9 protein-coding genes are annotated in these 16274 nt (G+C 45.9%); 5 read left to right on the forward strand and 4 right to left on the reverse strand.

What is annotated here, in order from left to right:
- Nucleotides 1-99 precede the first annotated feature (99 nt).
- Nucleotides 100-1905: a DNA helicase RecQ gene (recQ, locus tag BF9343_RS15630; RefSeq protein ID WP_041926332.1), complete on the forward strand. Its 1806-nt coding sequence runs from the start codon at nt 100-102 to the stop codon at nt 1903-1905.
- 394 nt (nt 1906-2299) lie between these two features.
- On the opposite strand, the gene BF9343_RS15635 is transcribed toward recQ, so the two are convergent.
- A complete protein-coding gene (locus tag BF9343_RS15635) occupies nt 2300-3151 on the reverse strand; it encodes a tetratricopeptide repeat protein (protein WP_005789811.1) in 852 nt (283 codons plus the stop codon).
- A gap of 74 nt (nt 3152-3225) precedes the next feature.
- Nucleotides 3226-4176 (reverse strand): cysteine synthase A, encoded by a 951-nt coding sequence (gene cysK / locus BF9343_RS15640; RefSeq protein ID WP_008661312.1) that lies wholly within the window; start codon nt 4174-4176, stop codon nt 3226-3228.
- A gap of 90 nt (nt 4177-4266) precedes the next feature.
- On the opposite strand from cysK, the gene BF9343_RS15645 reads away from it, so the two are divergent.
- The 4 genes from BF9343_RS15645 to BF9343_RS15665 all read left to right on the forward strand — a co-directional run bounded on the left by BF9343_RS15645 (nt 4267) and on the right by BF9343_RS15665 (nt 10596).
- Nucleotides 4267-6105, forward strand: a complete 1839-nt coding sequence (locus tag BF9343_RS15645; RefSeq protein ID WP_164088322.1) for an LTA synthase family protein — start codon at nt 4267-4269, stop codon at nt 6103-6105.
- A gap of 24 nt (nt 6106-6129) precedes the next feature.
- Nucleotides 6130-6795: a phosphatase PAP2 family protein gene (locus tag BF9343_RS15650; protein WP_005789818.1), complete on the forward strand. Its 666-nt coding sequence runs from the start codon at nt 6130-6132 to the stop codon at nt 6793-6795.
- Nucleotides 6796-7391: 596 nt separating this feature from the next.
- Nucleotides 7392-9530: a TonB-dependent receptor gene (locus BF9343_RS15660; RefSeq protein ID WP_041926248.1), complete on the forward strand. Its 2139-nt coding sequence runs from the start codon at nt 7392-7394 to the stop codon at nt 9528-9530.
- A gap of 49 nt (nt 9531-9579) precedes the next feature.
- Nucleotides 9580-10596, forward strand: coding sequence for a hypothetical protein (locus tag BF9343_RS15665; protein WP_041926249.1), 1017 nt, complete (start codon nt 9580-9582; stop codon nt 10594-10596).
- Between the two features lie 221 nt (nt 10597-10817).
- On the opposite strand, the gene BF9343_RS15670 is transcribed toward BF9343_RS15665, so the two are convergent.
- Nucleotides 10818-12437: a RagB/SusD family nutrient uptake outer membrane protein gene (locus BF9343_RS15670; protein WP_005789827.1), complete on the reverse strand. Its 1620-nt coding sequence runs from the start codon at nt 12435-12437 to the stop codon at nt 10818-10820.
- Nucleotides 12438-12449: 12 nt separating this feature from the next.
- The gene (locus BF9343_RS15675; protein WP_010993331.1) at nt 12450-15629 is read right to left on the reverse strand and encodes a SusC/RagA family TonB-linked outer membrane protein; all 3180 of its coding nucleotides are present in this window, start codon (nt 15627-15629) and stop codon (nt 12450-12452) included.
- Between the last annotated feature and the right edge of the window lie 645 nt (nt 15630-16274).

The following is a 16274-nucleotide window of genomic DNA, read 5'->3' on the forward strand; positions in this document are numbered from 1 at the left end:
CGAAAAGTAGGTAAAAAGGGCCGTTAATAAGAATATTTAACTTTTAATAACCCGAAAATAAAGCGTACCTTTGCCTGAAAGATGAACGAAAAATATCAAATGATACAGACCCTCAAAACTTATTTCGGTTATGATAGCTTCCGTCCTTTGCAGGAAGAGATCATCCACAACCTGATAAGTAAAAAAGACTCACTGGTATTGATGCCTACGGGGGGAGGCAAATCAATCTGCTATCAGCTTCCGGCTCTGCTTATGGAAGGCACAGCCATTGTTATTTCGCCCCTTATTTCACTGATGAAGGATCAGGTAGAGACTCTACGTGCCAACGGAATACCGGCAGGTGCACTAAACAGCAGCAATGACGAAACCGAAAATGCCAACTTACGCAGAGCCTGCATCTCAGGACAACTTAAGCTCCTCTACATCTCGCCCGAGAAATTACTATCTGAAGCCGACTATCTGCTGAGAGACATGACTCTCTCACTGTTTGCAGTGGACGAGGCCCACTGTATTTCACAATGGGGGCATGACTTCCGCCCGGAATATGCCCGGATGGGATTCTTACGCAACCAGTTCCCCAATGTGCCTATGATCGCCCTGACTGCTACGGCAGATAAAATTACCAGGGAGGATATCGTCCGCCAGTTGCAATTGAGACAACCGCAAATATTTATTTCATCGTTCGACCGCCCCAACCTGAGCCTGTCTGTAAAAAGAGGCTATCAACCCAAGGAGAAAAGTAAAGCGATCATAGATTTCATTACCCGTCACAGGGGGGAAAGCGGAATCATCTACTGCATGAGCCGTAGTAAGACCGAAACAGTGGCACAGATGCTGCAAAAGCACGGCATCCGTTGCGGTGTGTATCATGCCGGATTGTCCGCCCGGCAACGCGACGAGACACAGGACGACTTCATCAACGACCGGATAGAGGTGGTATGTGCCACTATCGCTTTCGGAATGGGTATCGACAAATCAAATGTGCGCTGGGTGATACATTATAACCTACCTAAAAGCATCGAAAGCTTTTATCAGGAAATCGGCCGTGCCGGACGCGACGGCATGGCAAGCGACACTATCCTGTTCTACTCATTGGGTGACTTGATTCTACTGACAAAGTTTGCAACGGAGAGTAACCAACAGAATATCAATCTGGAAAAATTAAACCGGATGCAACAATATGCCGAATCCGACATCTGCCGGCGGCGTATCCTCTTAAGTTATTTCGGCGAAACGACTACGGAAGATTGTGGCAACTGTGATGTATGCCGAAATCCACCCGAGCGGTTCGACGGCACCATCATCGTCCAGAAAGCCTTAAGTGCCATTGCCCGCACCAACCAGCAGGTAAGCATCACTCTCCTGATAGACATTCTGAGGGGAAACCCAACGACTGAAATCACAGAAAAAGCATATACAGAATTGAAAACGTTCGGAGCCGGAAGAGACATCCCCGCACGTGACTGGCAGGATTATCTGTTGCAAATGCTGCAAATGGGTTACTTCGAGATAGCCTACAACGAAAACAATCACCTGAAAATAACAGGGAGCGGCAGTGACGTTCTTTTCGGCCGTAAAAAGGCAATGCTGGTTGTCATCCGCAGAGAAGAGCCTGCAACTGCCAAAAGAAGAAAAAAGAGTGCAGCCACCCCCACACAAGCATGGGCAGAAGAAAGCAGAAGCAAAGAAGAAGACCTGTTCGAAGCATTGCGCGCATTACGCAAACAGTTGGCCGATCAGGAGGCACTCCCGGCTTACATCGTATTGTCGGATAAAGTATTGCATCTGCTCTGTCTGTCACGTCCCACGACAGTCGAAGCCTTCGGTAACATCAACGGGATTGGTGAATATAAAAAGAAAAAGTACGGAAAAGATTTTGTTGCCCTGATCCGTCAGTTCGTATAGCAAAAACGGAAACCCCAGCTGAATTTTGTCAATAGCATTTTTATGTTTTATTAACCGAATAGAGGAGCTGCCAATTACAATAGGAGATATTCCCGTAACATATATTGTAATATAGCAGAACAAAGCTTCATCTTTATCGGAAGATGGCGTCTGTCCGGGTCGAAGCAACCTTCTGTTTGGGTTGAAAAACCAGACTTTCATCCGCCCCAAACCCAACTTTTCCCCGCGTACACCGGCTTTCCGGGCCGATGAAAAGAATGAGTACGAAAAAAGGGAGAAGCTGTCGGCTTCCCCCTTTTACTGTATTTTAATCTGAATATAGTTTATGATTACGCAGACAAAGATACGACAATCAATAACAAAAGTCAAGTTTTAGGACTCTTATTTTTCCGGATTATTTGCATTGTTGCATCTGTTCGTGAACATCGGCAGGAGGCACTCCCAGCGAAATAGCTTTTTCGAAGTCCGCTTTTGCCAGCGATTTCTTTTTCTGATCGAGATAAATGTCACCCCGCAACAGATAGGCATCGATCGAGTCGGGTGCCAAGCGAATGGCCTCGTCCAGATCGACCAATGCAAGATCATCATGTTTCATATCCCGCTCCACATCGGCACGAGCCACATACAAAACCGCATCTTCGGGAAACTCCACCAGTAATTGGTTCAGGATATCCAGAGCTTCACGGAACTTGTTTTCTTTCTGTTCCAGAGTCGCCAATCCGAGACGTCCGTTATAGTTCTTCGGATCGATTTCGAGCAAACGCTGATAATCCAAACGGGCACCTTTATAATCCCGTCGCAACATATAAATATACGCCCTCATCAACAGCGCCTCCGTATTCTTCTTATCTACATCCATCACCTGACAATAGTCCACATAAGCCTTGTCCTGCATACCCTGTTCCAGATAAATGGCAGCACGATTCAACAAAATAGGTACGGCAAGCGGAGCAATGTTGAGTGCATAAGTATACGACTCGACAGCATCATTATAACGTCCCAACTTGCGTTGTACCAAGCCGAGATTGGAGAACAGCAGAGCATTATGGGCGTTCTTCGGCTCCAGTTTCAAAGCTTGTTTCAGGAGGTCTTCAGCTTGTACCAGACTGTCTTTTCCGACACACTCCACAGCCTTTTCAGAAAGTTCCTGATAGGTCTGGGCAGAAAGGGAAACAGACAAGAGGCAGGAAAAAAGAAGAAAGAGGAACTTCCTCCTCACCCCTTCTCTTTCCCGAAAGGGAATCATGATAGTTTTTCGATTCATAAATAGTATATTAAAAGAGAATATTATAAAATATCAGACAATCGCAGATATTCTTTTCAGTCCAACGGATAAGCGTCAAATGCGAATAGCTCGGTGGTTAGATAGCGTTCGCCGGTATCCGGCAACAGAGTCACAATCATTTTTCCTTTAAATTCCGGACGTCCGGCCAGTTGACGGGCTGCATAAACAGCTGCTCCGGAAGAAATTCCCACCAACAATCCTTCTGTCGAGGCCAATTCTCGTCCGCCACGAATCGCTTCATCATCGGGCACAGGCATGACTTCGTCCACAACCGAAGCATCATAAATGCCGGGCACGAAATTCGCTCCGATCCCCTGTATACGGTGTGAAGCTGCTTTCCCGCCTTCGAGTACCGGAGAGGATGCAGGCTCTACAGCTACTATATATACATTCGGATTATGTTTTTTTAATGCACGGGCCACCCCGCAAACAGTACCTCCGGTTCCTACTCCCGCCACGAATACAGCCACTTCTCCGTCCGTATCCTGCCAGATTTCTTCACCGGTAGACCGAGCATGGACTTCGGTATTCGCAGGATTCTCAAACTGTTGCAGAATGACCGAACCTGGAATCGACTTTTTCAGTTCCTCTGCCTTGGCAATGGAACCGGCCATTCCCTTCTGTCCGTTAGTCAAAACAATCTGGGCTCCCAATGCCTTCAACAGATTACGACGTTCCAGGCTCATGGTTTCGGGCATGGTCAGTATAAGGCGATACCCTTTGATAGTGGCCACCATCGCAAGTCCCACACCGGTATTGCCACTGGTAGGCTCGATGATAGTGGCACCGGGTTGCAGCACTCCTCTCTCTTCGGCATCCTCAATCATCGAAAGTGCCACGCGGTCCTTTACGCTTCCGGCAGGGTTAAACGACTCCAGTTTAGCAACTATATTCTCTTGAAGGCCGTATTTACGACTATAACCGGACAACTCCATCAATGGAGTATGGCCTATCAGTTCGGTAAGTTTCTTTGCGATTTTTGCCATATATCTCTCTGTTTTACCACAGTTAATGCGCAAAGATAAAGAAAAGAATCGTACCTTTGCGACCGTTCAATCTTTTTAAGTATAGAGTTTATGAAGAGAAGACTTATCCAATTCGTTACGACTTATTTTCTTTTTGTCCTCATATTCGTCCTCCAGAAACCAATTTTCATGGGTTACTACCATACCTTATATAATAAGGTGTCATGGACTGATTATTTCTCTGTAATGGGACACGGGCTTCCGTTAGATTTTTCACTTGCCGGATATCTGACTGCCATTCCCGGACTATTGCTGATCGCATCGGTCTGGATACAGCCGGCGGTTATCCGCCAGATACGCCGGGGATATTTCATGATAATCGCCATTCTGCTTTCCTGCATCTTTATCGGTGACCTGGGACTGTATGAATACTGGGGATTCCGCTTGGATGCCACTCCGCTGTTCTACCTCTTCTCCTCGCCCAAAGATGCTTTGGCCAGTGTCAGCATTTGGGTCGTGATGGCAGGACTGGCCGCAATGGCTGTCTATGCGGCTTTACTTTACCTGATATTCTACCGGATACTGATTTATCAAAAACAACCGGTAAAAATACCTTTTCACCGGTTGAGTGTATCCGGAGTATTGCTACTTGCCACCGCCCTCCTGTTCATCCCGATACGGGGAGGTTTCACGGTGTCGACCATGAACCTGAGCAAAGCCTACTTCAGCAGTAATCAGCGGCTGAACCATGCGGCTATCAATCCTTGTTTCAGCCTGATGGAGTCATTGTCACGCCAGGACAATTTCGACAAGCAATATCGATTCATGCCAGCCGAAGAGGCAGACAAACTCTTTGCCGAACTCAAAGACCAGCCGGTTGCCCCCACTGACAGCATCCCACAACTCTTCACGACCGAACGCCCGAACGTGATATTAATCATACTTGAAAGCTTTTCGTCCAAACTGATGGAAACCCTCGGAGGAGAGTCCAATGTGGCAATCAACATGGATCAGTTCGGACGTGAAGGGGTATTGTTCACTCATTTCTTTGCCAACAGCTTCCGCACCGACCGTGGACTGGCAGCCATCATCAGTGGTTATCCGGCACAACCGACTACCAGTATTATGAAGTATCCAAAGAAAACGCAACACTTGCCTTCGATCCCCGGCAGCCTGAAGAAAGCAGGATACGACCTGCAATACTATTACGGAGGTGACGCCGATTTTACCAACATGCGCTCTTACCTGATCCAGGCAGGAATAGACAACATCGTTTCGGATAAAGATTTCCCGCTTTCCGAACGTCTCAGCAAATGGGGAGCGCATGACCATGTGGTGTTCAACCGTCTGCTGGACGACTTGAAACAGCATACACCCCAAAAAACCTTTATGAAGATATTGCAGACTTCAAGCAGTCATGAACCGTTCGAAGTCCCGTTCCGACGATTGGAAAATCCCAGACTAAACGCTTTTGCCTATGCAGACAGTTGTGCCGGCGACTTTGTACGTCAGTTCAAAGAGACTCCCTTATGGAAAAATACGGTAATCGTATTGGTTCCCGATCATCTGGGAGCCTATCCGCAGGACATAGACAACCTGACCGTAGACCGCTATCGGATTCCGCTGATTTTCATAGGAGGTGCCGTAAAAGAGCCCAGACAGATAGGTACTTACGGCTCGCAGATTGACATTGCCGCCACACTGTTGGGACAACTCGGATTACCGCACGAAGAGTTTATCTTTAGTAAAAACATGCTTAATCCGAACTCACCTCACTTCGGATTCTTCACCTTTCCAAATGCTTTCGGAATGATGACACCGGAGAATGAGGTCGTATTCAACTGCGAATCGAACTCCATCGTCTCAGATGAAGGAACACATAAAGGAGAGAATTTACCTAAAGCCAAAGCATACCTGCAAAAGTTGTATGACGACTTGGCTAAACGATAACCACCCTCTTAACCCCAAAATGATATGACTAACGACATGATCCAGTTACTGGTCAACACAGACCAGAATCTACTGCTATACCTCAACGGATTTCACAATGCCTTTGGTGATTATTTCATGAGTACTTTCACCGGAAAATGGATTTGGGTACCGATGTATGCCAGTATCCTGTATGTTCTGCTAAAGAACTTCAATTGGAAAATAACACTATGCTGCCTGACTGCCATCGCACTCACCATCCTCTTTGCCGATCAAGTTTGTGCCAGCCTGATACGCCCTGCCGTAGAACGCCTGCGACCGTCCAATCCGGCAAATCCCATCTCCGACCTCGTCCACATTGTAAACAACTACCGGGGCGGACGTTACGGCTTTCCATCCTGCCATGCCTCCAATTCTTTCGGACTGGCATTCTTTCTGGTCTTCCTGTTCCGCAAACGATGGCTGAGCCTTTTCATTCTTTTATGGGCCACGCTGAATTGCTATACGCGCATTTACCTGGGAGTGCATTATCCGGGCGACCTCATAGTAGGTGCCATCATAGGATGCTGCGGAGCAGCATTCATGTGTTATTTACTGAAGAAAACAGCAAGAGGCGCTTCTTTTGGAAAAGTGAAACATACGGAAATCACGATCTACGTAGGGCTACTTACAACAATAGGAATTCTGGTTTACGCTTCAATCATGGCATAATGAACCCACTTCGTCTCCCATTGTCGGAATTAGGGTACTTACCCTATTTCCGGTAACTTGTATATACGGCATAGAGTAACCGACCAGGTTCTTATCCTCCGGACAATATCTAAAAGGGATATACCTACATATAGGTATTGTACACTACCGCATAAAAACCGATATTTGCCGGACAAATGAAAAGGGTAAAACATATACAGAAGAACCGAGTTTTGGCAGCATATCTGTTGCTGCTGACTCTCATGCCATTCTTTTGGATAAAAACGCTCCATACACATGACCGGTCTGAGTGCATGTCTTCCGGTGTACAGCACAGATGCAATCCGGAGGAAGGTTGTGCAATTTGCCTTTTTACTCTCTCCCCCTTCACTGAAGCCGAAAACTTTGAATATATTTGCTTGCCGGTAAGCGTTCCGGTGGGGTATCTTCAGCAGGAAGAAAGAAGCTTCACGACTTCCCTTATCTTTCATTCCCTCCGTGCCCCTCCCTTTGTGACAGTATAACATTTCTCTCTAAACCCCATTATTTTTTGAAACTACCCGGGAAAAGATCCAAAGGAATATTTCCCGGGCATAGACTTACTATACATGTAAAATATGATATTCGAAACATATTTCAAACATGTGTACCTGTATGTTGCATGCCTGTATGCCACATCCGGCACGGGACTATACGCACAAACGCTGCACCAACATGCGGGAACACAGAGAGATACTGTTCCTGTCACATTTCCGGTACAACATCTGGAAGAAGTCGTCATCACCGCAGGGCGTCCGGGAATAACGGCAGGAGCCGTAAGTAACCGGATCTCTTCCTCCGAAATCCATCGTGCGGCAGGCAGTTCGCTTGCCACATTGCTGGAACGGATCAGTGGTGTCAGTTCTCTCAGCACAGGAACAACAGTATCCAAACCCGTCATTCATGGAATGCATGGCAACCGCATCCTGATCATCAATAACGGTGCGCGCCAGACGGGGCAACAATGGGCGACAGACCATGCCCCCGAAGTAGATATAAACGAAAGCGGTAATATTCTGGTCATAAAAGGCGCGGACGGAGTAAGGTACGGTTCGGATGCCTTGGGAGGTATTATCGTGATGGAACAGCCCCCTTTCGCTTTCGGGCAGGAACACCCCAAAGGCAGAATCGCCACATTCTACGGAAGTAACGGGCATCGCTATGCGGCAACCGGAAGCCTGGAAGGCACACTACCTTTCCTCAGAAACATCGCCTGGCGTATGCAAGGGACCTATTCAAATTCGGGAGACCGCTCTACGGCACATTATTTGCTCAACAATACCGGAACCAGAGGATTACACTTCTCTGCATCTGCGGGATATGACAGCGGGCGATTACAGATCGAAGGAATATACAGCCACTTCGGCGAACAGACGGGAGTGATGTTCGGTGCACAGATGGGAAGTGAGGACCTGCTTGCCGAACGTATCCGCTTGGGACGTCCGGTATATACAGACCCTTTTACACGGCATATCTCTTACCCCTACCAAAAAGTTGTCCACAGAACTGCCATCGGAAAAGTCAGATACAATGCAGGTGCGGCAGGTGTCTTTTACTGGCAAACTTCCTGGCAGAAAGACGACCGCCGGGAGAATCGCATCCGCCGGATGAATCATTCGGATATACCGGCCGTCGCATTGCTGCTGAGTTCTATCCAAAATACTTTCCGTTGGAAACTGGATTATGGGCCATGGCAGACCGAAATCGGGGGACAAATGATATTCACCGACAATCACAGCAAAGCAGGGACGGGAATCGTCCCCGTCATTCCCAACTACACAGAAATGCAGGCAGGCGCGTACGGCATACAGAAATACCGGTATGAAAGAACCGCCGTAGAAGCTGGAATTCGCCTGGATAGGCAAGAGACACGTGCCGGCGGATATGACTGGACCGGAAACTATTATGGGGGAAACAGAAAATTCTGTAATTTCACGTATGGCCTGGGCGGGCACTACCGACTTTCAAAATACTGGGAGCTTACATCCAACTTCGCACTGACATGGAGAGCCCCGCATGTGCACGAGCTGTACAGCAACGGAAATGAATTAGGATCAGGCATGTTTGTCCGGGGAGACGCCTCCATGAATGCCGAACGAAGCCACAAGTGGATAACCTCGGTCAGCTACCGGGACAAAGTGTTCCATATCCGTCTGGACAGCTATCTGCAATGGATAAAGGGGTATATTTATGATGAACCGCTGAAAGAGAACATCACTGTCATTTCAGGCACTTATCCGGTATTCCGGTACCGGCAGACACCCGCCTTTTTCAGAGGAGCGGATTTTGACTTCCGCTTTATGCCTGCCGCCTCCTGGGAGTATCATCTGATCGCCTCCTTTATCCGGGCAAACGAACAAGGAACCGGGAATTACCTCCCTTATATTCCTTCTTTCCACCTCAGTCATGAACTGGCATGGACGCACCAAACAAAGTCACACATCCTGTTTCGCCTGACTGCCCGCCACAAATTTGTAGCGAAACAAAACCGTTTTAATCCGGCAACCGACCTTATTCCATATACCCCTCCCGCCTATCATCTTTTCGGAGCGGAAGCCAGTATGGAGTGTCCCGTAAAATACGGAAACAAACTAACACTGACTGTGACAGCAGACAACCTCCTCAACAGGGAATATAAGGAATATACCAACCGCTCACGCTACTATGCGCATGATATGGGACGTGACATACGTTGCACACTGAACTGGAACTTCTGACTATGATTTTTATTCATTGTATAATATCAACAAACCAATTGAAAGAAAAATGAAAACAATTACATCTAAAACCATCTTAATGCTCCTGACGGGGGCCTTTCTTGTCTTATTGTTTAATAGTTGCACCAAAGATCCGGTGATTCCCGAAGACGAAACAAAAAACAAGTTGCATGAAGACCCGGCCAAAGTAACGGTCCGGCTGGTAGAATGCCACCTGCATGCCGACTGGAACGAGATACAGACCAACGGTGGTCCGCATCAGAATCCCGAATCTCCTGCCCGACATATAAAAAGAATACAGGAAATTACCTATGAACTGAAGGCCGGACAAGGCTGGACACTGGCAGAAGGTAGCCAGAAGAAGTTCTATGTACAGAAAAACGGGGAATATAAAAATCAAGGACGCTTTACGCCTGCTCCCGTCTATCTGATGTTTATCTATTACTACAATGCCAAAGGCGAACTGATGAATAACCAGTTTGTGGAAAACGGGCAAGAGAACATACACCAGCACTTCTTCACGCCGGAAAATATAAAGCCAACCTTCGACGGACAGATAGAAGCTGACGACAACGATCCACAGAAGCTGATAGACTATCTTTATGTAGACACTACCCCCTGGGATAAGACCTATCACAGCGGAGAGGCCGAAATCACGGGACGGGACAATCCGGTAGGGTTAAAAGGAATTATCCGTTTCTTGAAAGACCGCAAAGAGTTCGATCTAAAAGTCCGGCTGTATCACGGTTACGAATCCAAAAAAAATCCGCAGACCGGTACTTTCGATCCTTTCTACAAACCTTCCGGGGTATTGATACAACGGGGAACATGGGATATTAACCTGAATCTGCCGGTCGTTGTATTCTGGAGTCGGGAAGAATTTATCGATATAGATGAAGAAGCAAACTTAGAGAAAGTGGGCGAAGACAGTCTCGACGAGGGCAGCAACCGTACCGTACACTCCATCATGGAAACTTTCAACCTGACTTGGAAAGAAGCTCTGGAAGAATTCATAACCTATACCTATAAGGCCGGAGATGCCGAAGGAGGAGCTATCTGGCTGTAATCTCGTCCCAATAGAAACTACACATTGGTACGACTGATTCAGAATATCGCAAGTGATGTCCTGAGGCAACTCTACCGGACTATGAAGTGAAACCTAATCGGTTATAAAAAGCCGACGGCAACGTATTTCTTCTTTATGAAGAATGATACGTTCCGTCGGCTTATTATCTTTATTATCAACGGTGAGTTTAGTTACAAGTCATATCTTCGGTGTACAGATTGTCATTCATACGCCGGGTCCTGTTTCAATACACCGCCCGCTTTATCTATTTCGGACTGTGGAATCGGGAAAAATTCAAATGCAGGTTTATACACCTTGATGTATCCCGGATAAGCAGGATCTTCTACCCCGTTCACCCGTTTATCCATCAACTTCCATCGTTTCAACTGGAAGTAACGCAGCCCTTCAAAACAAGTTTCAATACGCCATTCGTTCCGGATACGTTCACGAAGATCGTCTTGTGAGATACCGGCTTCGATGGCCGGTTGTCCCGAACGTGTCCTTACTTCATTAATAGCATTCAAGGCTGTTGTGGTAGCTCCGTGTGCTTCGTTTTCGGCTTCGGCTATCATCAACAATACATGAGCGTAACGCAGTACAACGATATCTGCATCCGAAACAGTACTGTATCCGGGTGTCACATCCGTAGGTTGGACATATTTGAGAGCGCTGAAACCGGTAGGCCCTTTATTATTTGATTCGTTCACCTGAACCTCTTCGTCTTTAAACCCGTCATCGACAAAATTGGCCATCATAGAATGGTTGACAGACTCGTACAGACGACGGTCTCTGTTCATAAACATTTTAGCACGTTCCGCTTTCTTCAGGGCATCGTCATTACCATATAAAATACTTTCGTCAGGACGTACCGTCAAAGGAGATTCTCCCCATGGCTTTCCATCCGTACATTCAAATGCGTCCACCATATTGCGGGTGGGGTCCAGAACCGCCCAGGCGCCATAATACAAATCCATAGAATGAGTCAGGTTCGGACGCAGGAAGCGAACGGAAAACATGATCTCCGGTGATGCCAATTGCTTTTCGGAGATAAAATTGTCACGCACACGCGCAGCCAAACTATAACCTTTGATACTCTGCAACAGAGTCAGTACTTCTTCCATCTTGGAAGAAATAGCCTTTCCATTGCTATCGTAAGCATCGAATAGCAGGATTCTCGCTTTCAGAGCCTTGACAGCCGAAACAGTGAACCGACCGGAAGTTTGTGAATCGGAATACAACTTATCGGGCAATTCACTGATGGCTTCGTCATAGTCGGTCATTACACGATTCAACACTTCTGCGCGGGTAGCCTTAGGTTGATACATCGTATTCAGATCGAGAGACTGAGTCACTACAGGCACCTCTTTATAACACTGATACAACCATGAATAAAAATAGCCGCGCAATGCTTTACACTGTGCAAGCATAAACTTTTTTTCATCCGCACTGATATCCGATCCGGTATACTGATCGAGTTGTTCCATCAAGATATGTACACGGGCAATGCCTTTATAGCAATTGCCGTAAATATCGGTAACGAACCCACCTTGATTGGGAGTAAGATCTCCCTGGGCAATCGTCTTGGCCCAACCATACGTACCTTCGCTATGTTGTACGATCGCATTATCCGTCAATCCGTCCAGACAAGGCATAATCTGAGAAAATACGCCGGAGTACATGACCGAATAAGTTCCGGCCAAAGCCGATTCAAAGTCACTCTTTTTCTGCCAGAATACGCTTTGCGAAGGGCTTGACGGAGGATCTTTCTGAAGAAAGTCTTCACACGAGGTGGCACCGAAAAGTAATGTGGCAGCTAACAATATATGAATATTCTTTTTCATTGCATGTCCTAATTAAAATTCAACATTTAAACCAAACGAATAGATTCTGTTTTGTGGATAGATGGCATCTCTTCCATCCCCGTTACGTTCAGGGTCGAGTCCTTTGTACGGAGTCAGAGTCAACAGATTATCACCGGAGAAGTAGATACGCACTTTAGAGATATTCGCCTTTTCGGTCCATACCCGAGGCAGCGTATAGCCCAAAGTCAGATTCTTCAGGCGGAAGAAAGAGGCATCCTTCAAGTAATAGCTGTTGGGACGTGTGTTCTTGCCTCCACCCATATCCTGCCAATAGAGTTTAGGATGTTTAGCACCATAAGGATTCTCTTCTGTCCACATGTGTTTAATGTAGTCCTTGTTGGGAGATGATCCTTGCATAAAGGGCTGTACTCCCCAGTCAGTAGTATAATATTTTTTATCAGCTACCCCTTGACCGATCAGCGACAGGTCAAAACCTTTCCATGTCGCACTGGCATTGATACCATATTCGAAACCCGGAAAACGTCCTGAGAAAGTACGGCGGTCATAGTTATCAATCACTCCGTCCGGTTTTCCATCAGGTCCACTGATATCTTTGTACTTCAGATCACCCGGCTGTGTGTTATCATTAAATTGCTTTGGTGATGCATTGATCTCAGCCTGATCTGCAAATACACCGATACACTCCAACATATAATACTCATCATAAGGTAATCCCTCACGTTTGATGCTGTAACTTCCGATTTCTTCTGCACCAAATTCAGTCAGCTTGTTGCGCGAACGGTCAAAATAAACCCCTGCATTGTAGCGGAATCCCCTGAATGTACCTCCCTTCACCATATTGGCATAGTTTAAGGCAACCTCTATACCTTTATTCTCCACCGAACCATTATTCACCGTCGGAGCAGAAAGTCCGAGTAAACTCGACACTTGTGAAGAACGCAATATGTCATCAGTAGTCTTTTTATACCAATCGAAAGTTACGCTCAAGCCATCGAACACCTGCAGGTCGAAACCGATATCGGTAATAGTAGTGGTCTCCCACTTAATGTTACGGTTGGCATAAGCTGTCTGCTGATATCCGATAATAACACCATCCGAAGTTTTGGTAAACGGATAGTCATCCACACCCGAAATCATAGCTTGATAGGGATAAAGTCCGATATTCTGGTTACCCAACTGTCCCCATGAACCTCTCAACTTGAAATTGTTCAGCCAATTAAGATTCAAATTTTTAATAAACTCTTCTTCTGTGGCACGCCAAGCGACTGAGAATGATGGAAATACTCCCCAACGATTTTCATCGGAGATGCGTGAAGTTCCGTCGTATCTCATATTGGCTTCAAACAGATAACGCTCTTTAAAATCGTAGTTAAAACGTCCGAACAAGGACTGAATAGCCCACTCTTCTTCACCTCCACTGTTACTCCAATCGGCTGTCCCTCCGGCATTGAGTACCGGCAAGTCAAATGCAAAGTCTTTACGATAGGCATTGAGCGTTTCATATTTCTCCGACTCTTGATTGTAACCTACCATCAAAGAGAAATTATGTGCATTATCCACTAACGACAAATCATATTTCAGATAACTATAAAGGTTGGTATAGAAACGGCGGCCATCGCCTACACTTAATCCCAATCCGCCTTTATCGAGTTCGGACGATCTCTCGCCGGTATGGTAATCGTAAGTATAAGTCGTGCTTCCTCGCCAGTCTTTACTTTTGTTAGACTGAAGGCGGGCAGCTCCTTTAGTATACCACGTCAAGCCTTTAGCCAGATTGATCTCTAACCACAGCTGAGCATTTATATCAAAATTATTATCACGCTTCATGGCGTTATCTCCGATAATGGCAGGCATGTTTTTGTTATGACTTTCGAAGGAATAAGCGGAACTTGTCCAGCGGCGAATACCTGTTCCGTCATCCGGTAACCAAGGCATATAGGTCGGTGCCTGCGAAAGCGTAGAGAGGAAAGCATCATTCTGTCCCTGGCGAGGCTGCTCTGTCTCACCATACATCAAGTTGGCATAAGTTCCCACCTTTATAAAATTAGTAATACGCGCAGTAAGGTCGATTGTTGCATTGTATTTTCTATATTTAAATCCACGCATAGTACCCGGCTGATCGACAAAATTCAAAGCTACATTGTAGGTAGTCTTCTCCGTGCTACCGGCCATCGAGAGATTATGTGTCTGCACTACAGCTGTACGGAACATATAGTCCTGCCAGTCAAAGTTAGGATATTGGGGGTCCCCGACATTATTCCGATAAAGATTAATCTGGTCTTGAGTGTATTGTTTACCGGTTCCGGAGTTCTTCCAGGCCAGATTCGCTAGCTCCATATATTCCACAGAATTGGTGACACGATCATATAACTTGGTGGGTGTGTGCAAACCTACATTTCCATGATAACTAATGTGCACCTTATCTCCTACCGCACCTTGCTTGGTAGTTACCAGGATAACCCCGTTGGCAGCTCTCGCTCCATAAATAGCAGCCGAAGCTGCATCCTTTAACACAGAAACACTCTCGATCACGCTGGGATCAAGATTTGTCATGCTACCCGGTACACCATTGATCAGGATCAAAGGATCCGACCCGGCGGAAGAGAAAGTCCCCTGGCCACGGATACGAAAAGAGGTTCCTTCCCCACCTGGCTGTCCAAGTCCCTGATTGACACGAAGTCCCGGAATCTGCCCTTGCAGCAGGATAGCAGCATTGGCAACCGGACGTTTTGAAATATCGTCACCCGTCACAGCAGACACAGATCCGGTCAGATTGACTTTCTTTTGAGTACCGAAACCCACTACGACAACTTCATCCAACTTCTGGGCATCTTCTTTAAGAACAATGTTCATTGGTTCTCTCTGGGCTTTGATACTCTGTGTTTTAAGGCCAATATAGGAAATTTCCAAAATGCTCCCTTCCGGAACATCCAAAGAGAACCGGCCGTTCAGATCTGTGATGTTTCCTAAAGTAGTTCCTTTTACCAATACGGATACACCGATAAGAGGTTCGCCAGCTTCATCAGTAACTACGCCGCTGACTTTTAGATTTTGTTGTTGCATAATGGTAACCGCATCCTGTTTGAGCCCATCGGCCACGGCAAACTGAGGAGAAATACATAATAGCAGTAGACTGGCACCTGCTATTTTGAGACAATTCATTTCACGAGTCTTGATTAAACTCGGAAACAGGTTAGTTCTTTTTGTCATACATTAAATTTTTCGGTTAAACATAAAAATAAGGAATGTTCTATCCGGAAGATTTATAAAACCCGGAATTTGTTTTTAGTCGTTTTTCTAAGTCTTCATAAGCTTTCTGATTTTGATTATTAGTATTCTGTCAATATTAGAACTTTACTGAACTATGCTGATACTCCATTCCGAAAGCAATCCATTGGGGAGTAGTCCTTTCAGAACTTGGAAAAACACAACTTTCATACAATTTGGTAAGATAAAAGCGGAAAAAGTATTGATTTCCTTCGGTACCGTACGCAATATTTATACTTGTTTGTACCCTAATTCTACCTAATAGAGATATAACATATTGATTAAACGAAACTTATACCAGTTAAACAGGAAAATAGAAGGCTGTTTAGATTTACTTCAAATGACTAATTAGCTTGAAGACATTGAGATTTATTAAAAAAAAGATTCGTATTTTGCATTTTATTAAATCTTATTCTTATCTTTGCCGCATAACATCTGCCAAAGACTTAATAGATGTGAATTATTTGTTAGCCTTAAAAGCTCCGAAATGTACTTTCTATGCTGCGGATATAGTTCTGAAAGAACTTAATCAATTAACAACACACAAGAGGCCTCCATTCTGTACTACCTATTTTATACTAATTGACG

The organism is Bacteroides fragilis NCTC 9343 (assembly GCF_000025985.1).
Taxonomy (GTDB): Bacteria; Bacteroidota; Bacteroidia; order Bacteroidales; family Bacteroidaceae; genus Bacteroides; species Bacteroides fragilis.

Excerpts from the sequence above, each read along its gene's own strand:
- BF9343_RS15650 (WP_005789818.1), top strand. The coding sequence starts at position 6,130 with ATGACTAACGACATGATCCAGTTACTGGTCAACACAGACCAGAATCTA.
- recQ (WP_041926332.1), top strand. The coding sequence starts at position 100 with ATGATACAGACCCTCAAAACTTATTTCGGTTATGATAGCTTCCGTCCT.
- cysK (WP_008661312.1), bottom strand. The coding sequence starts at position 4,176 with ATGGCAAAAATCGCAAAGAAACTTACCGAACTGATAGGCCATACTCCA.
- BF9343_RS15645 (WP_164088322.1), top strand. The coding sequence starts at position 4,267 with ATGAAGAGAAGACTTATCCAATTCGTTACGACTTATTTTCTTTTTGTC.
- BF9343_RS15675 (WP_010993331.1), bottom strand. The coding sequence starts at position 15,629 with ATGACAAAAAGAACTAACCTGTTTCCGAGTTTAATCAAGACTCGTGAA.
- BF9343_RS15660 (WP_041926248.1), top strand. The coding sequence starts at position 7,392 with ATGATATTCGAAACATATTTCAAACATGTGTACCTGTATGTTGCATGC.
- BF9343_RS15670 (WP_005789827.1), bottom strand. The coding sequence starts at position 12,437 with ATGAAAAAGAATATTCATATATTGTTAGCTGCCACATTACTTTTCGGT.
- BF9343_RS15665 (WP_041926249.1), top strand. The coding sequence starts at position 9,580 with ATGAAAACAATTACATCTAAAACCATCTTAATGCTCCTGACGGGGGCC.
- BF9343_RS15635 (WP_005789811.1), bottom strand. The coding sequence starts at position 3,151 with ATGATTCCCTTTCGGGAAAGAGAAGGGGTGAGGAGGAAGTTCCTCTTT.